This is a genomic window from Paraburkholderia terrae, assembly GCF_002902925.1.
Lineage (GTDB): Bacteria > Pseudomonadota > Gammaproteobacteria > Burkholderiales > Burkholderiaceae > Paraburkholderia > Paraburkholderia terrae.
The window spans coordinates 2747960-2766179 of sequence record NZ_CP026111.1 but is presented as its reverse complement, the minus strand read 5'-3'; the positions used below and the strand labels follow the sequence as shown (position 1 = coordinate 2766179).

At 60.1% G+C, this 18220-nt stretch carries 17 protein-coding genes; 16 read left to right on the top strand and 1 reads right to left on the bottom strand.

Annotation, left to right across the window (positions count from 1 at the left end; translation table 11 throughout):
• Window positions 1-217 precede the first annotated feature (217 nt).
• From C2L65_RS12215 to C2L65_RS12190, 6 genes are all read left to right on the top strand, one after another.
• Window positions 218-793, top strand: coding sequence for a YqgE/AlgH family protein (locus tag C2L65_RS12215; RefSeq protein WP_007736677.1), 576 nt, complete (start codon window positions 218-220; stop codon window positions 791-793).
• Entirely contained in the window at window positions 790-1224 is a 435-nt protein-coding gene (ruvX, locus tag C2L65_RS12210) for a Holliday junction resolvase RuvX (RefSeq protein WP_042307405.1), read from the top strand. The genes C2L65_RS12215 and ruvX overlap by 4 nt, the downstream gene beginning before the upstream one ends.
• Complete coding sequence (pyrR, locus tag C2L65_RS12205; RefSeq protein ID WP_042307406.1) at window positions 1211-1723, top strand: bifunctional pyr operon transcriptional regulator/uracil phosphoribosyltransferase PyrR; 513 nt, start codon at window positions 1211-1213, stop codon at window positions 1721-1723. Before ruvX ends, pyrR begins: the two co-directional genes overlap by 14 nt.
• Window positions 1724-1805: 82 nt before the next feature.
• A complete protein-coding gene (locus tag C2L65_RS12200; protein ID WP_042307408.1) occupies window positions 1806-2846 on the top strand; it encodes an aspartate carbamoyltransferase catalytic subunit in 1041 nt (346 codons plus the stop codon).
• 41 nt (window positions 2847-2887) lie between these two features.
• Window positions 2888-4165 carry a dihydroorotase gene (locus tag C2L65_RS12195; protein ID WP_042307411.1) on the top strand — a complete coding sequence of 426 codons (1278 nt, stop codon included), beginning with the start codon at window positions 2888-2890 and terminating at the stop codon, window positions 4163-4165.
• A gap of 50 nt (window positions 4166-4215) precedes the next feature.
• A complete protein-coding gene (locus C2L65_RS12190) occupies window positions 4216-5058 on the top strand; it encodes a lysophospholipid acyltransferase family protein (protein ID WP_042307414.1) in 843 nt (280 codons plus the stop codon).
• Between the two features lie 13 nt (window positions 5059-5071).
• Here the strand turns inward: C2L65_RS12190 and C2L65_RS12185 are convergent, their stop codons facing one another.
• Entirely contained in the window at window positions 5072-5920 is an 849-nt protein-coding gene (locus C2L65_RS12185; protein ID WP_042307416.1) for a symmetrical bis(5'-nucleosyl)-tetraphosphatase, read from the bottom strand.
• Between the two features lie 199 nt (window positions 5921-6119).
• Here C2L65_RS12185 and rfbB point away from each other — a divergent pair, with 199 nt between their 5' ends.
• From rfbB to C2L65_RS12135, 10 genes are all read left to right on the top strand, one after another.
• Window positions 6120-7184, top strand: coding sequence for a dTDP-glucose 4,6-dehydratase (gene rfbB, locus C2L65_RS12180; RefSeq protein WP_042307418.1), 1065 nt, complete (start codon window positions 6120-6122; stop codon window positions 7182-7184).
• Between the two features lie 9 nt (window positions 7185-7193).
• A complete protein-coding gene (rfbA, locus tag C2L65_RS12175) occupies window positions 7194-8075 on the top strand; it encodes a glucose-1-phosphate thymidylyltransferase RfbA (RefSeq protein WP_042307419.1) in 882 nt (293 codons plus the stop codon).
• A complete protein-coding gene (gene rfbC, locus C2L65_RS12170) occupies window positions 8072-8623 on the top strand; it encodes a dTDP-4-dehydrorhamnose 3,5-epimerase (protein ID WP_042307421.1) in 552 nt (183 codons plus the stop codon). Before rfbA ends, rfbC begins: the two co-directional genes overlap by 4 nt.
• Before the next feature lie 177 nt (window positions 8624-8800).
• Window positions 8801-9703: a dTDP-4-dehydrorhamnose reductase gene (gene rfbD, locus C2L65_RS12165; RefSeq protein ID WP_042307422.1), complete on the top strand. Its 903-nt coding sequence runs from the start codon at window positions 8801-8803 to the stop codon at window positions 9701-9703.
• A gap of 147 nt (window positions 9704-9850) precedes the next feature.
• Entirely contained in the window at window positions 9851-10645 is a 795-nt protein-coding gene (locus tag C2L65_RS12160) for an ABC transporter permease (RefSeq protein ID WP_042307423.1), read from the top strand.
• Window positions 10646-10769: 124 nt separating this feature from the next.
• Window positions 10770-11804 (top strand): GDP-mannose 4,6-dehydratase, encoded by a 1035-nt coding sequence (gene gmd / locus C2L65_RS12155; protein WP_042307425.1) that lies wholly within the window; start codon window positions 10770-10772, stop codon window positions 11802-11804.
• Between the two features lie 7 nt (window positions 11805-11811).
• Window positions 11812-12690 (top strand): GDP-mannose 4,6-dehydratase, encoded by an 879-nt coding sequence (locus C2L65_RS12150; RefSeq protein ID WP_233446458.1) that lies wholly within the window; start codon window positions 11812-11814, stop codon window positions 12688-12690.
• 215 nt (window positions 12691-12905) lie between these two features.
• Window positions 12906-14129: an ABC transporter ATP-binding protein gene (locus C2L65_RS12145; RefSeq protein ID WP_042307428.1), complete on the top strand. Its 1224-nt coding sequence runs from the start codon at window positions 12906-12908 to the stop codon at window positions 14127-14129.
• Between the two features lie 24 nt (window positions 14130-14153).
• Window positions 14154-15491 (top strand): class I SAM-dependent methyltransferase, encoded by a 1338-nt coding sequence (locus C2L65_RS12140; RefSeq protein ID WP_052426864.1) that lies wholly within the window; start codon window positions 14154-14156, stop codon window positions 15489-15491.
• A 93-nt stretch (window positions 15492-15584) separates the two neighbouring features.
• Window positions 15585-18104, top strand: coding sequence for a glycosyltransferase family 4 protein (locus tag C2L65_RS12135; protein ID WP_052426865.1), 2520 nt, complete (start codon window positions 15585-15587; stop codon window positions 18102-18104).
• Window positions 18105-18220 lie beyond the last annotated feature (116 nt).

Here is an 18220-nt window from a genome sequence, read left to right as displayed (position 1 = left end):
AGACCTCGGCGCTATGCCATTAGCTGCGCGATAGCGCACGCTCGTCGTTCCCGGCAAGGCCGGAGCGCGTGATAGAGTGCAGTTTCATGGACTGCGATCTCGTCGGCCGCGCGTTTGCAGACAGCTTGCCCGCAAAGACCGGCGAATAGCCCGTTGCACGATTCTGGCGCAACGCACGGGCCCGCAGTCGCGCACCGTCTTTGCTAAAATTCGACCTATGTCCAAGAGTAACGATCGCATCAATCTGACCAACCAGTTCCTGATCGCCATGCCGAACATGGCGGACCCCACGTTTTCAGGAACGGTGGTCTACCTTTGCGATCACAGCGAGCGCGGCGCGCTCGGCCTCGTCATCAACCGGCCGACCGATATCGACCTCCAGGCGCTCTTCAACCGTATCGATCTCAAGCTCGAGATCGAGCCTCTGCTGCATGTCCCCGTGTATTTCGGCGGCCCGGTGCAAACCGAGCGTGGCTTCGTGCTGCACGACGCTACGGAAAGCACCTATACATCGTCGATGCAGGTGCCGGGCGGACTCGAAATGACCACGTCGAAAGACGTGCTCGAAGCCGTCGCGAGCGGCAAGGGCCCGCAGCGTTTTCTGCTGACGCTCGGCCATGCAGGCTGGGGTGCGGGCCAGCTCGAAGACGAAATCTCGAAGAACGGCTGGCTCACGGTTCAGGCCGACCCGAAGATCGTCTTCGACGTGCCCGCCGAAGAGCGCTTCGAAGCAGCGCTCGCGCTGCTCGGCATTTCCTCTTCGATGCTTTCCGGCGAAGCGGGTCACGCATGAGCGGTGTGGCCGGACGTGAAGCGACGCTGCTTGCGTTCGACTATGGCGAAAAACGTATCGGTGTTGCCGTCGGCAATTCGCTCACCCGCAGCGCGCGGCCGCTCGTCGTGTTGCAAAACCGCAATCGGGAATATCGCTTCGAAGCCGTCGGCAAGCTGATCGACGAGTGGAAGCCCGACGCGCTCGTCGTCGGCCTGCCAATGCATCCCGATGGCACTCCGCACGAAAGAACCCAGCTCGCCAAGCGCTTCGGCAACCAGCTGAACGGGCGCTTCAATCTGCCTGTCACGTGGGTCGACGAACGCTATTCGTCGGTCGAGGCGGAAGCGGGTATCCGCAACGGGTCGAGGCAGGCCGGCATGCTCGACGCCGAAGCCGCGTGCATCATTCTTCAGCAATATCTGGACGGACTTTCCGATGAGCTCCATTGACGCCGAGGCGCTCTATCGCGCCGTGCTCGAACAGATTCGCGCCGTCTATGGCGACGCGCTGGGTGGTCCGGACGGTGCAGTGCTCGCCGGCATCTACAGCGGCGGCGCGTGGCTGGCCGAGCGTCTCGCCAAAGACCTGAACGTGCCGACCTTCGGCGTGGTCAATGTCGCGCTGCATCGCGACGACTATGCGAAGAAAGGCTTGCACACGCAGGCCAGCCCGACCTCGTTGCCGTTCGAAGTCGACAACCGCCGCATCGTGCTCGTCGACGACGTGTTGTACACGGGCCGCACCGTGCGTGCCGCGCTGAACGAACTGTATGACTACGGGCGTCCCGCGTCCGTCGAACTCGCGGTACTCGCCGATCGCGGCGGGCGCGAGTTGCCGGTGGCGGCGCGCTTCGTCGGCGGTGCGATCGACGTGCCCGCGAATTCGACGCTCGTGCTGTCGCGCGACGGCGACCGCCTTGCGTTTCACACCGAGCCGCGCGCGGATTGAGCGCGTACGCAACGCTCGCTCAGCCCCGCAACGCTGTAACGACCAGCAGCACACGCAGTCCCCAGTCTGATTCAGGATCACCATGAACACGCCCAACCCGGTTTCCCAAGGTTCCACCGTTTCGACCGACAACGCCGCGTCAGCGGACCGTTTTCGCTACGGTTTCCTGAAGGGCAATCCGCAGCTCACGAAAAACGGTGAGCTGAAGCATCTGCTGACGATCGAAGGCCTGCCGCGCGCGATCGTCAATCACATTCTCGACACGGCCGAGCAGTTCGTCAGCGTGACCGACCGCGAGGTGAAGAAGGTGCCGCTGTTGCGCGGGAAGTCGGTGTTCAACCTGTTCTTCGAAAACTCGACGCGCACGCGCACTACGTTCGAGATCGCCGCGAAGCGGTTGTCGGCGGATGTGATCAATCTGAACATCAACGCGTCGTCGACGAGCAAGGGTGAGTCGCTGCTCGACACGATCAACAACCTGTCGGCGATGCATGCCGACATGTTCGTCGTGCGCCACGCGTCAAGCGGCGCGCCGTATCTGATCGCCGAGCATTGCGCGCCGCACGTACACGTGATCAACGCGGGCGACGGCCGGCACGCGCACCCGACGCAAGGCCTGCTCGACATGTACACGATCCGTCACTACAAGAAGGATTTCACGAATCTGCGCGTGGCGATCGTCGGCGACATTCTGCATTCGCGCGTTGCGCGCTCCGACATTCATGCGCTCACCACGCTCGGCGTGCCCGAAGTGCGCGCAATCGGCCCGCGCACGCTGCTGCCGGGCGGTCTCGAGCAGATGGGCGTGCGCGTGTTCCACAACCTCGACGAAGGGCTGAAGGATGTCGACGTCATCATCATGCTGCGTCTGCAGAACGAGCGGATGAGCGGCGCGTTGCTGCCGTCGGCGCAGGAGTACTTCAAGAGCTGGGGGCTGACGCCCGAGCGTCTCGCGCTCGCGAAACCCGATGCGATCGTGATGCATCCGGGCCCGATGAATCGCGGCGTCGAAATCGACTCGCAGGTGGCGGACGGCCCGCAATCGGTGATTCTCAATCAGGTGACGTTCGGCATCGCGGTGCGCATGGCGGTGATGGGTATCGTCGCGGGCAACAACGATTGAGTCGGGCACAAGAAAGCACACGTAGGCAAAAAGGCATTCGCATGAAGATTCATATTCAAGGCGGCACGCTGATCGATCCGGTAGCGGGCACCGAACAGCAACAGGACGTATTCATCGCGGCGGGCAAGATCGTCGCGCTCGGCAACGCGCCCACCGATTTCAACGCGGCCAGGACGATCGACGCCAAGGGCCTTTACGTGGCGCCTGGTTTCGTCGATCTGTCGGCGCGGCTGCGCGAGCCCGGCTTCGAGCACAAGGCGACGCTCGAATCGGAGATGGCAGCGGCTCTCGCGGGTGGCGTAACGAGCCTCGTCTGTCCGCCCGACACCGATCCCGTGCTCGACGAGCCGGGCCTCGTCGAAATGCTCAAATTCCGCGCGCGGAATCTGAATCGCGCGCATGTTTATCCGCTGGGCGCGCTGACGGTCGGCCTCAAGGGGCAGGTGATCACCGAGATGGTCGAGCTGACGGAATCGGGTTGTATCGGTTTCTCGCAGGCCGATACGCCGATCGTCGATACACAGATCCTGCTGCGCGCCCTGCAGTACGCGAACACCTACGGCTATACGGTATGGCTGCGTCCGCAGGACGCGTACCTCGCGAAGGGTGGCGTCGCCGCGAGCGGTCCGCTCGCGTCGCGTCTCGGTCTGTCGGGCGTGCCGGTGTCGGCGGAAACGATCGCGCTGCATACGATCTTCGAACTCGTGCGTGTGACGGGCGCGCGTGTGCATCTGTCGCATGTGTCGTCGGCGGCGGGCGTTGAGCTCATGCGCGCGGCGAAAGCGGAAGGCCTGCCCGTGACCTGCGACGTCACGATCAACCATGTGCATCTGATTGATATCGACATCGGCTACTTCGATGCGCAGTTCCGGCTCGATCCGCCGCTGCGCTCCCAGCGTGACCGCGAGGCGATTCGCGCGGGTCTGCTGGACGGCACGATCGACGCGATCTGCTCGGACCACACGCCCGTCGACGACGACGAGAAGCTGTTGCCGTTCGCCGAGGCGACACCGGGCGCGACGGGTCTGGAGTTGCTGCTGTCGCTGACGCTCAAGTGGGCCGACGAAGCGGGTGTCTCGCTCGCGAAGGCGCTGAACCGCATTACGGCCGCGCCCGCTAGCGTGTTGAAGCTGCCTGCTGGCCGTATCGAGGCGGGCGGGACGGCCGACCTGTGCGTGTTCGACCGCGACGCTCATTGGCGCGTCGAGCCACGCGCACTGAAAAGCCAGGGACATAACTCGCCGTTCCTCGGCTACGAGCTGCCGGCCCGCGTGCGCGCGACGGTCGTGTCGGGTCAGGTGGCGTTCGAGCAACGCTGAGCGCGTTGCACATCGGCAGAGAACGGAAAGATAAGCGGAAGACTCGCAACATGAAGCTCGCGTTTCGCAAGATTCGACTGGTCGTGCATCTGCTTCACGGTATGTGGGTCGTCTGGACGCGCTTTCCGCGCGCAAGCGCGCAGCAGCGTCTGGAACTGAACCGTGCGTGGTCGCTGCGCATGCTGCAGTTGTGCGGCATGCGCCTTGTCGTGCATAACGACGGCGCGCGGCTCGACGAAGGCGTGCTGGTCGTGGCCAACCACATCTCGTGGATCGATATTTACGTGATCAACGCATGGCGTCCGACGCCGTTCGTGTCGAAGGCCGAAATCCGCAAGTGGCCGGTGGTCGGGTGGCTGGCGGAGCAGCTGGGTACCGTGTTCATTCAGCGTGAGAAGCGTAGCGACGCGAAACGCATCATGCATGAGCTCGCTAACCGCTTGAACGCGGGTGAGTTGATGTGCGTGTTTCCGGAGGGTACGACCTCGGATGGCGTTCAGTTGCTGCCGTTTCACGCGAACCTGTTTCAGGCGGCGGTGTCGGCGTCGCGGCCGGTGCAGCCCGTGTGCATGATGTATGAGGATGCGCAGGGCCGGCAGTCGACGGCGCCAGCGTATATCGGCGAGTTGTCGCTTGGCGAGTCGCTCGATGCGCTGTTGCGCGCCGGTCCGCTGACGGCGCATGTGTATGTCGGCGCGCCGCTCGCGCCGGGCGCCGATCGGCGTCTGCTGGCGGCGGAGGCGGAGCAGTCGGTGCGGGCCGCGCTGGTGGCGCTGCAGAACGGAAATGCAGTGGGCGGTAGTCCGAAATCGGCCGAAGCTCCTGCAAGCGCACCGGATGACTTCGATGTCATACCCGAACTGACGACGAATCTGCCGAGACAGGCCGATTGATTCGGCAAATTCGTCAATCGACGATTGAGCGACATCCGTTGCATTCGACCTGCACAACTTTGCGGTCTGCCGGGTCTTCCGCGAGATACACAGCCGACAGCTGTTCGCCCCAGACACAGCCTGAATCGAGGCCGATCAGATTGTCGCGGATCATCAGGCCAAGCGCGGCCCAGTGTCCGCAGACTACGGTGATGTCCTCGGTTTTGCGGCCCGGCACGTCGAACCACGGCATGCAACCTTTTGGGGCGGTGTCCAGTCCGCCGCTGGTGGTGAAATCCATCGTGCCGTCGGCGTTGCAAAACCGCATGCGGGTCAGCGCCGTGCAGGTCACGCGCATCCGGTCAATTCCTTTCAGGTCTTTCGTCCAGCGGTCGGGCTTGTTGCCGTAGAGACCGGCCAGCGTCTCCTTCCAGTCCCGCGCGATCAGCGCGCGATGCAGTTCGTCCGCGAGTTCCATCGTCAGCGCTGCGTCCCACTGCGGCACCACGCCTGCATGCACCAGCAACATGTCGTTTTCGAAATGCGCAAGCGGCCGGTGACGCACCCACTCGATCAGATCGTCGACATCGGGCGCCGCCAGAATTTCGTCGATCGTGTCACCTTTCTTCGATTTGCGGATGCCCGCGTACACGGCCAGCAGGTGCAGGTCGTGATTGCCGAGCACTGGAACGGCGCGATCGCCCATTTCGATGATGTCGCGCAGCGTCGCAAGCGACTCGCCGCCACGGTTGATCAGGTCGCCGGCGAACCACAATGGCGCGTCGGCGGGCGGCGCCGCTTTGGCGAGAAGCTGCTGAAACTGTGCGCGGCAACCTTGCAGATCGCCAAAAGCGAGCGCAGGGGGCTTCAAAAAAGCTGTCATCGTGTCGATATTCCGGGTGAATCCAATTATCGGAAGTATTGCGCGGTTGCCGGCCAGGCGTCGCGGTGGCGGCGTCGCGATTGCGTCACGTCAACGTCGACGGGCCGCGGCGCGTGCAACACAACGTGCAATAATAGCCGGTTACCGGGTCGGGCATGGCTTGACCGCCGGTCGCCGCTGGCGCAACTGAGAGGGAAATATGATTCTGGTTACAGGGGGCGCCGGCTTTATCGGTGCAAACTTTGTGCTGGACTGGCTTAGCCGAGGCGGTGAGCCCGTCGTCAATGTTGACAAGCTGACGTACGCGGGAAACGCCAGCACACTGGCGCCGCTGTCGGGTGATGCGCGCCACATATTTGCACGTGTCGACATTTGCGAAGCTGCTGCGCTCGCCACTTTGTTCACAACGCACCGGCCGCGCGCCGTGGTCAATTTCGCGGCGGAGAGCCACGTCGACCGCTCCATCCGCGCGCCGGGCGAATTCGTGCAGACGAACGTCGTCGGCACCTTTACTTTGCTGGAAGCTGCGCGCACCTATTGGAGCGGGCTCGATGCGGGCGAGAAAGCCGCATTCCGTTTCGTCCATGTTTCAACCGACGAGGTCTTCGGCTCGCTCGAACCCGACGACGCGCCCTTCAACGAGCACACGCCCTACGCGCCAAACAGCCCGTATTCGGCGAGCAAGGCTGCCTCGGACCATTTCGTGCGCGCGTACCACCATACGTACGGTCTGCCGACGCTGACAACCAATTGCTCGAACAACTACGGCCCTTATCAGTTCCCCGAAAAGCTGATCCCGCTTGCCATCACGCGAGCGCTCAAAGGCGAGAAGCTGCCCGTGTACGGCGACGGCAAGAACGTGCGCGACTGGCTGTATGTCACAGACCACTGCGCCGCGATCCGCACCGTCCTGGAACGGGGCGTGGTGGGCCGCACCTACAACATCGGTGGATGGAACGAGAAGGCGAACATCGACGTCGTTCATACGATCTGCGGTGTGCTCGATGAATTGCGCCCCGCGGCGTCGGGTGCGCGTTATGCCAGGCAGATCGAGTTCGTCACGGACCGGCCCGGGCATGACCGGCGCTATGCGATCGATGCGTCGTTGATCGAGCAGGAACTGGGCTGGCGCCCGTCCGAGACCTTCGAAACGGGTATCCGGAAAACGGTGGCCTGGTATCTGGACCATGCCGAATGGGTGGGCGGCGTCACGAGCGGAAGCTATCGCGAGTGGCTGGACACGCACTACGCAGGGTCGAACTGAGGGCACGACATGGCACGTAAGGGAATCATTCTCGCGGGCGGGTCGGGGACTCGCCTTTACCCCATCACGCATGCGGTGTCGAAGCAACTGCTGCCCGTGTACGACAAGCCGATGATCTACTATCCGCTGTCGACGCTGATGCTGTCCGACGTGCGCGATGTACTGATCATCTCGACGCCCGACGATACGCCGCGCTTCCAGTCGATGCTGGGCGACGGTAGCCGCTGGGGCATGCAGTTCCAGTACGCCGTGCAGCCGTCTCCCGACGGTCTCGCGCAGGCCTTTCTGATTGGTCGCCACTTCATCGGCAACGACGTTTGCGCGCTGATCCTCGGCGACAACATCTTCTATGGTCACGATCTCGCGCGGCAGCTCGTCGGCGCGAATGCGAATGTCGAAGGCGCAACGGTCTTTGCCTATCACGTCAACGATCCTGAACGATATGGCGTCGTCGAATTCGATGCGCAGTTCCGCGCGCTTTCGATCGAAGAGAAGCCCGCGCAACCCAGGTCGAACTATGCGGTCACGGGTTTGTACTTCTACGACAACGATGTTTGCGAGATCGCGGCGGGTATCAAGCCGTCGACTCGCGGCGAGTTGGAGATCACCGACGTCAACTCGTACTATCTGAACGCTGGCAAGCTGCGCGTCGAGATCATGGGGCGCGGCTACGCGTGGCTCGACACGGGAACCCATGATTCGCTGATCGATGCGGCCACATTTATCGCGACCTTGCAGAAGCGTCAGGGCCTCGTCGTGGCCTGTCCGGAAGAAATCGCGTTCCGCAACGCGTGGATCACGGCCGACGACATCGCAAAGCTCGCTGCGCCGCTGACCAAAAACGCCTACGGCAAATACCTTCTCAAGCTTTTGACCGAGCCCGTCGCATGAAATTTTCTGTCGTCGCCACTTCGCTGCCGGAAGTGAAAATCATCGAGCCGAAAGTGTTCGGAGATGAACGGGGCTTTTTTTTCGAAAGCTTCAACGAGCAGGAGTTTGCCGAAGCGATCGGCGAGCGCGTGACGTTCGTGCAGGACAACCATTCGCGCTCCGCGAGAAACGTGCTGCGAGGCTTGCACTATCAGATCGAGCATGCGCAGGGAAAGCTCGTGCGCGTGGTGGCGGGCGAGGTGTTCGATGTGGCTGTCGATATGCGCAGGTCGTCGCCGAATTTCGGCAAGTGGACGGCCCACGTTTTGAGCGCCGATAACAAACGTCAGTTGTGGATTCCGCCCGGGTTCGCGCATGGCTTCGTCGTCTTGTCCGAGACTACCGACTTTTTGTACAAGACGACGGATTACTGGTTTGCGGAACATGAACGCTGCGTCGTATGGGACGATCCTGATCTGGCGATCAACTGGCCGCTCGACGGTGAGCCGGTTCTCGCGGCAAAAGACATGGCGGGCAAGCGTGTCGTCGATGCGCAGACCTACGAATGAGCGTCCGCTGCCGCTTTGCGCGCGTAAAGTCTTGTTTTGCTTGCAAAATTCATGCGCGTTTGTATCAGTTTGTTAGACCGCTTCAGAGGTGATATGGGCGACTTTATAATCACGACTCCCTGCAAACCTTGATCCAGTAGGAAGAATGAAAGGTGCGATAACAGGTATTTTTTACATATGACCGATCGTCGCGAACCTGTGATTCTTGTTACGGGCGTGACCGGGCAGGTCGGCGCCGAGTTGCTGGTGCGCCTGAATCCTGCATGGCGGGTCATTGGAGTCGATCGGAACGGACTCGATCTGTCCGATCTGCATCAGATTCGACGCGTCGTTGCTGATGTGCGTCCTACCGTCATTCTGAACGGCGCTGCTTACACAGCCGTGGACAAGGCCGAGAGCGACGCGCAAACGGCCATGCGGATCAATGGCGAGGCGCCGGGTGTGCTGGCGGAAGAGGCGCGAAAGATCGGCGCGCTGCTCGTTCATTACTCGACGGACTACGTGTTCGACGGCGCCAAAGACGACGCCTATGTGGAAAGCGATCAGCCGAATCCGCTGAACGTCTACGGGGCGACGAAGCTGGCGGGCGAACACGCAATCGAGCAGGCCGGCGGCGCGTGGGTGGTGCTGCGGACCAGCTGGGTCTATGGGGCGCATGGCAAGAATTTTCTGTTGACCATGCTGCGTCTCGCCGAGCAGAAGCGAGAGCTCTCGATCGTCGCCGATCAGTTCGGTGCGCCCACCTGGGCGCGGATGATTGCCGATTTGACGGCGCGCATGCTGGAAGAGACGCCCGGGGAAGTTTGGGCCGGCCGCAGTGGCGTTTATCACCTGACGGCGGCGGGATCGACAAGCTGGGCTGGCTTTGCCGAGGCGATTTTTGAGCACGCGGGGCTGACGGCCCGGCCGAAGGTGGTGCCGATTGGGACGAGCGAATATCCGACGCCGGCACGGCGGCCTCGTAACTCGCGGCTGTCCTGTACGAAGCTTGCCGAGACGTTCGGGATCCGGGTGCCGGGATGGGATGACGAACTGCGCCGTTGCCTGGCGGCATATAGCGCGGGGCAGGTGGGCGACTGACTCACTGCGTCGCACAAGCCGCTGGTTGCCTTGCTGCCAGCCGATAGCGGACAATAGCGAGCGTCCCGCCCGATCTGTCTGCGGCTGACGGACGGTTCTCTTGGAACGGCATCCATTCCTCTCGCGACAAATCATTAAGGGTAAGAGTTGAGCGCATTGTTGAGCGCCCTGATACGGTACAGGGGCTTCATTATTGGAAGCGTGAAGCGTGAGTTTCAGACACGCTACCGAACGAGTATGCTTGGCGCAGCGTGGCTGGTTTTGCAGCCACTTGCGATGATTCTCGTCTACACCGTGATTTTCGCAGGGGTGATGAAGTCGCGGATGCCGGGTACTCCGAGCACATTCGGCTACAGCATCTATCTGTGCGCGGGAATTCTGACGTGGGGCCTGTTTGCCGAGATTGTTTCGCGCGGCCAGAACGTGTTTGTGGAAAACGCAAACTTGTTGAAGAAGCTCAGTTTTCCGCGCATCGCATTGCCCGTGATCGTGACGGTTTCGGCCCTCATGAACTTTGCGATTATCTTTTCGCTGTTTACGATCTTTCTGGTCATCAGCGGCAATTTCCCTGGTCTTCCGTTCCTCGCGCTGATACCGCTGCTTCTCGTTCAGATCGTTTTTGCGATTGGTCTTGGCATCTCGCTTGGCGTCCTCAACGTCTTCTTTCGAGACGTGGGGCAGTTCATGACGATCTTCCTGCAGTTCTGGTTCTGGTTCACGCCTGTCGTCTACCCTTGGCACGCGTTGCCTGAGCAGGCCAAGTCGTTCGTGAAATTCAATCCGATGGCCGACCTGATCATGGGCTATCAGGCGATTCTCGTGAATCACGAGTGGCCGGACTGGAACGCGGTGTGGCCAGTGCTCGTCGTTGGCCTTCTGCTTTGCGTGTTTGGTCTCTATCTGTTTCGCCGCCACGCGGCGGAGATGGTCGACGAGTTGTAGCCCGCCAACGACTATCTTCTGGCGGGCGGGCGCGGTAGGCCCGTCGGCTATAATTGGTTATCTATCGGTATTGTTTGCTTATAGCGCGAACTTCGCGTTAAGGGCGTTCCCCAAGGAGAAGGAATTGACGAGCGCAGTAGTGACTGGCATCACCGGACAAGACGGTGCGTATCTTACCCAATTGCTGCTGGAACGCGGCTATCAGGTCTACGGAACTTACCGGCGTACGAGCTCGGTCAACTTCTGGCGTCTCGACGAGGTGGGTGTCCTGAATCACCCGAATCTGCATCTGGTCGAGCACGATCTGACCGATCTCGGCACGACGATCCGACTGCTGGAAATGGCCAAGCCTCGTGAGGTCTACAACCTGGCAGCGCAGAGCTTCGTGGGTGTTTCGTTCGACCAGCCGGCAACCACGGCCGAGATCACGGGCGTCGGCGCGCTGAACGTGCTCGAAGCGATCCGCATCGTCGATCGCTCGATCCGCTTTTATCAGGCTTCGACGTCCGAAATGTTCGGCAAGGTGCAAGCCATTCCGCAGAAGGAAGACACGCCGTTCTATCCGCGCAGCCCGTACGGCGTCGCCAAGCTTTACGCGCACTGGATCACGGTCAACTATCGCGAGTCGTACAACATCTTCGGTTCGAGCGGCATTCTCTTCAATCATGAATCACCGCTGCGCGGCCGCGAATTCGTGACGCGCAAGATTACCGACTCCGTCGCGAAGATCTCGATGGGCAAGCTCGACGTGCTTGAACTCGGCAACCTCGATGCGAAGCGCGACTGGGGCTTCGCGAAAGAGTACGTCGATGGCATGTACCGTATGCTGCAGGCCGATGAGCCGGATACCTTCGTGCTCGCGACGAACCGTACGGAAACGGTGCGCGATTTCGTTTCGATGGCGTTTCGCGCGGTCGGCACGAACATCGAGTGGCGCGGCAAGGCGGAGCAGGAAGAGGGTGTCGACGCGTCGAACGGCAAGGTGGTCGTGCGTGTGAATCCGAAGTTCCACCGTCCGGCTGAAGTCGATCTGCTGATCGGCGATCCAACCAAGGCGAAGCTGAAGCTCGGCTGGGAACCGAAGACGACGCTCGAGGAGTTGTGCAAACTGATGGTCGAATCGGATCTGCGCCGTAACAAGATCGGCTTCTCGTTCTGAGATGCCAATGCGCCGCGTTTTGATTACGGGCGCCCATGGGTTCACGGGCGCCTATGTTCGCGAAGAACTCGTCAGTGCCGGTTATCAGGTCACGGGCACGTGTATCGGCGGGCTTCCGCGTGAAGGCGAGGTGCGGCTCGATATTACGTCGATGGATGATTGCCGGCACGTGATCGAAACGGTCCGCCCGGACTTCATTGTTCATCTGGCCGCGATCAGCTTCGTCGCGCATGAAGTGCCACTCGACATGTATCAAGTCAACGTGCTCGGCACGCTGAATCTGCTGCAGGCGTGCGCGGACGTCGGCCACCGCCCGGACAAGATTCTGATTGTCAGTAGCGCGAACGTATATGGCAACGCGGGTGGGGTGATCGACGAAAGCATTACGCCCGCGCCGGTGAATCACTACGCGGCGAGTAAGCTCGCGATGGAAAACCTGGTCAGAACATGGTTCGACCGGTTGCCCATCGTGATGGTGCGTCCGTTCAACTACACGGGGCGAGGGCAGGCTGCACGCTTTCTGATTCCGAAGATCGTGTGGCACTTCGTCAATCGCAGGCCGGTTATCGAATTGGGCAATCTTGACGTTGCGCGCGACTTCTCCGATGTCCGGACTGTGGCGAAGCTGTATCGCTCGCTGCTCGAATCGGACGCGCAATCGGAAGTGGTGAATATTTGCAGTGGCAAGCCTTATACCCTCGAAGAAGTGATCGACATGGTGCGGGAAGCATCCGGCCACAATCTGGATGTACAGGTCAATCCCGCGTTCGTTCGCGAGAACGAGGTGAAGACGCTGGTCGGCTCGCCCGACAAACTGCGCCAACTGGCTCCTGGAATTGAGTCGATCGATCTCCGCGATACCATCAAGTGGATGGTGAACGGCTGAGCCACAGCTGAAGCACTGTATTGGGCCGGTATGATGTCGACCGGTCCACGAAATTGAAACAGATGGCGGCGCGAAGCGTTGCTTCCGACATTCAGGCGGAAGCGACGACGCGCCGCCGCTGCACATATGGACGACGCAGTCGACACGGTGGTTGCAGCCGTCTGTCGAGTGTCCAGCGGCTCGAGTCAGCAACTCGATAGGCGGATCAAATATTCATGGGCAGTATCTCAGTACAGAAGGTCAGCAAGGCGTATAAGCAATACCCATCCCGTTTCGGCCGCCTGCTCGAGTGGCTTTCGCCGGTGACGATCACGCGTCACAACACGAAGTGGGTATTGCGCGACGTGAGCTTCGAAGTGAAGCAGGGCGAGGCTATCGGTATCGTCGGCATCAACGGCGCGGGCAAGAGCACGTTGCTCAAGATGATCACGGGCACCACCCAGCCCACGAGTGGCAGCATCACGATGACGGGCCGCGTGGCCGCGATGCTCGAGCTTGGCATGGGCTTTCACCCGGACTTTACGGGTCGCCAGAACGTGTTGATGGCCGGCCAGTTGCTCGGTTATAGCGTTGACGAAATCAGCGCGAACATGCAGCGGATCGAGGATTTCGCCGAAATCGGCGATGCGATCGACCAGCCCGTGCGCGTCTATTCGAGCGGTATGCAGATGCGGCTCGCTTTCAGCGTCGCGACCTTCCACCGGCCGGATATCCTGATCATCGACGAGGCGCTTTCGGTCGGTGACGCCTATTTCCAGCACAAGAGCTTCGACCGCATCCGGTCGTATCGCGAGGAAGGCACGACATTGATGATCGTGTCGCACGATAAATCCGCAATTCAGGCGATTTGCGACAAGGCGATCCTGTTGAATGCCGGGAGCCTCGTCAAGGAAGGGTCGCCCGAAGAGATCTTTGACTACTACAACGCATTACTGGCGGACAAGGAAGCCGCTTCCGTCAAGCAGACGGTGACGCAAGAAGGTAAGACTCAGATCGTCTCGGGTACGGGCGAAGCGACGATCGCCGATATTCGTCTGATCGATGCCAACGGCACGGCGAGCGAGATTCTTGACGTCGGCAGTGCGACCGTGCTCGAAATCGAAGTTGCCGTACACGCGCCCATTGAAGAACTCGTGCTGGGCTACGTGATCAAGGATCGCCTTGGTCAAGCGATCTACGGCACAAACACGCATCACCTGAAGCAGTCGGCAAAATCAGTGGTGGCGGGCGACCGGATCCGCTATCGGTTTGCCTTCCCGCTGAACCTCGGCGAAGGTTCCTATTCCGTTGCGACCGCGCTGCACGCGGGTCAGTCGCACGTCGGTGCGAACTACGAATGGCGCGATCTCGCCGTGGTTTTCCAAGTATTGAACATGTCTAAAACAAAGTTCGTCGGCTGCACATGGATTGAGCCTGAGCTGCACGTCGAACGTAACTAACCAGTCGGAAGGTCGGGGTTTTATATGGTAACGGATGATTTTTATCGGGCGCTCGAAGACCGCTTTCGCGGTAGTCGGGATGTCATCAAGCGGCGGCAAAGCGTCTATATGCCGTTCGTCGAAGCGCTGTCCAGCCGCAGCGGCAGAAAAATGCTCGATGTCGGCTGCGGACGCGCCGAATGGCTTGAGCTGTTGTCTGAGCGGGGTGTCGCGGCTGAAGGTCTCGACCTGAACGAAGATTTCGTGAAGGCGGGCCAGGAAATGGGTTTGTCGGTGTTCAAGGCCGACGCGATGGAGCATCTGAAAGCGCAGGCGGATGGGGCCTATTCGTTTATCAGCGCATTTCATGTGGTCGAACACCTGGGCTTCAACAATCTGCTGGCTTTTTTGAAGGAGGCACATCGGGTTGTCGAGGATGGCGGCGCGATCCTGCTGGAAACGCCGAATCCGGCAAATCTGGTGGTCGGTGCGTGCAATTTTTACCTTGACCCAACGCATGAACGTCCGATTCCATCTATTTTGCTCAGCTTTGCGGCGGAGTATTCTGGATTCGAGCGCGTCGTAATCGTCCCCGTCAATCGGGGTGAATTACACAATGATCTTCAGCTCATGCCAGGCGAGCTGATGGGTGCGACAATTATTAACAAAGTGGTTTCGGCTCTGGATCAAAATCTGATGCAGGCGCCGGACTACGCGATCATTGCTTTTAAGAAACAGGATGCTGACCTGATCAGGATCGCTGAGTCACTCGTGAGCGCTTCTCCACTCTCAGTCTCGAAGGACGAGGAGAAAGACGTGAATGAATTGATCGAAAGAGTAATTGAAGCAGAGAAGGAGGCCGTGCTGTGGCGCGAGAAGGCGGCGCGCGCGGATGAGGCGGCACGGATGACGCAGGAGACGTTGCAGCGTGCGGAGCGGAACACGCTCGAAATGAAGGCGGTTGCCGTCGATGCGCAGGCGCGAGCTGCTGCTGCTGAAGCGAACGCCAACAACGCGCGCCAGCAGGTGACTGCATTGGTCAACAGCACGTCGTGGCGGATGACAGGTCCGGTTCGAGGAGTCGTCGAAGGTTTGAAGACGGTGGGCTTTTCGCGCAGAGGCATCAAGCGTATCGCGCGCCCGGTTCTTACTCGCGGTGCAGAGTATCTGCATGAGCATCCAGTCTTAAAGCAACGCGTTTCCGACACACTGCGGCGTTTTCCCGGACTGCGGGCCAGGCTGGTTGGTATAGCCCGCACTGAGGTGCTGCGCGCGGCATCATCTACGCCCACGCTCACGGTGGAGTCCGTCGAGCAGCTAACGGCGCGAGCCCGCACAGTCTATGAAGATCTGCAGCAGTCAAAGAATTCGAATCATCGATAATTAACACTACTCGCCAGAACAACTATGCGCATCGTCTTGGATTTACAGGGTTGCCAGTCTGTCAGCAGGCTGCGAGGAATTGGACGCTATAGCATGGCTTTGGCGAGGGCCATCGTACGCAACGCAGGTGAACACGAAGTCTGGATCGTCCTGAACGACTTGTTTCCCGAAACGGTCGAACTCATTCGACATGCGTTTGTCGACCTGTTGGCGCCGGAGCGCATCGCTGTTTATTCATTGCCGCCGCTCACGCTGTATCGAGGTGTCGACGACTGGCGTACTTCGGCAGCGGAAATGATCCGCGAACACGCGATCGCCGAACTGGAACCCGATGTCGTTCATATCAGTAGCCTCTTCGAAGGCTATGTCAACAACAATGTGACTTCGATCAAAAGACTGTATCCGGAGCTGATGACGGCGGTGACGCTGTACGACCTGATTCCGTATCTGAATCCCGACAAGTACTTGGTCGATGCGGGCTTCGAGCAGCACTACTTGGGCAGAATCGAAGCGCTCAAGCGCGCCGACATCCTTCTCGCTATTTCAGCTTATTGTGGCGAAGAAGCTGCGAGTGAGTTGGGCATTCCGCGCGAAAGGATCACGAATATTTCATCCGCCGTCTCCGGGGCGTTCAAGCCGACCGAGTTTTCGGAGTCTGAACGAAGCGCGTTTTTCGGCAAGTTTGGTATCACGCGTCCTTTCGTGATGACGACGGGTATCGTAGAGCCGCGCAAGAACCTGGAAGGCTTGATCGTCGCATACTCGCGTCTTCCCGCCGAGTTGCGCAAGCAGTATCAGCTATTCATGGTTTGCCAGGCGACGGAGTCCAATTCGGCAAAGCTGTATGAGTTGGCAAAGTCGAATGGCCTTGAGCCAGATGAACTCGTACTTGCTGCCTATGTGTCCGACAAGGACCTTGTTGCGTTGTACAACCTTTGCCACCTGTTTATTTTTCCCTCGCTCCATGAAGGGTTCGGCCTTCCTGCGCTCGAAGCGATGGCATGTGGCGCAGCGGTGATCGGGTCCGGTACCACTAGCATTCCGGAAGTGATTTGCCGTGAAGACGCGCTGTTCGATCCTCTGGATCTGTCACAGATGACGGGAATGATGCAACGGGCGCTTGGTGAGGAAACGTTCTGGCACTCGTTGCGTGAAAACGCCATCGAGCGGGCGAGCAAGTTCTCCTGGGACAAAACGGGCCAGCGTGCGATAAAGGCATTTGAAGAAGCGTTAGCGGCGCGCCGTACTGGCGAAGCGCGCGATCATGCGACGGCATCGGGATCGTTGGCGGGCGACGACGTGCCGGCGGCAAGCCGATACCGTCGCCTGATCGATGCGCTCGGCAGGCTCGAACTCCCGTCTACTGATGGTGACTTTCTTTCGAGTGCGCATTCAATCGCAGCTAATCGGAGAGCAGGGCGCGTTCCGCAGTTGTTCGTCGACGTGTCCGTGCTTTGTCACGTCGATGCAAAATCGGGCATCCAGCGCGTCACGCGCTCCATTCTGCTTCAATTACTGAAGACGCCGCCGCCGGGCTGGCAAGTGCGCCCCATCAGGCTGGACCGCAGCGTGATGGAGTATCGCTATGCAAACGAGTTCTGGCGCACGATTGGCGTGGGCGAGAAGCCGGTTGACGATGCTGATGAATGGCTCGATAGCCAGCAGGGAGATATCTATCTCGGCCTCGATCTCGTGGCGGATTGTGTGCCGCCCGCGGAGCAGTGGTTCGTGCGACAACGTCGTCGCGGAGTGAAGATCTATTTCGTGGTCTATGACTTGCTCCCCGTCATGCATCCGGACTGGTTTCCGGAAGTCATCGCATTGTGTTTCCCGCCGTGGCTCAAGACGATTTCGCATGTATCGGATGGTCTGATCGGTATCTCACGTGCCGTGGCCGACGATCTGCGGATATGGCTCGACACGGGTCCTGTCGATCGAATACGCGACTTGAAACTCGGTTATTTCCATCTGGGCGCCGACATCGAAAACAGTCAGCCGTCGAAGGGCTTGCCGTCCAATGCGTCTGAGACGTTGCAAGCGCTACGCTCGCGACCGACCGTTCTGATCGTGGGCACGGTCGAGCCGCGCAAGGGGCACGTTCAGGCCGTTGCTGCGTTCGAGAGGCTTTGGGCGGAGAACGTCGATGTCAATCTCGCCATCGTAGGAAAGGCTGGCTGGGGATTGGCTGATTTCGCGACTAAGTTGGAGCAGCATCCCGAGCAAAATAAACGTCTGTTCTGGATGCAAGGTGCGAGCGACGAGTTCCTCGAGCAGGTTTATGAGGCATCGACGGTTCTGCTGACGGCATCCAATGGCGAGGGTTTTGGGCTCCCGCTTATCGAGGCCGCCCAGAAAGGGCTGCCGATCATTACGCGTGACATGCCCGTTTTCCGCGAAGTTGCGGGCGATCATGCGTTCTATTTCGATGGCGACTCGGCCGAGGCGCTGGCCGGTGCTGTGAAGGAATGGCTTTCACTGTATCACGCAGGTAAGGCGCCTGTTTCGACTGGAATGCCGTGGCTTACGTGGGCAGAAAGCGCCAAGCAAATCAAGAGCGTTTTGCTACAAAATCAGTGGCACGGGACCTGGCGGCCAGCGGACGCGCATACGTGATGTTTCGGTTTAGTTGAAGGCTGAAGCGGAGGTTTTTCGTCCAACTTGAAATACCGCAATTGAAGTGACAACCTGAACCGACGAGACTCTAAGGTTGCGAGGCCGACGATGTTCCT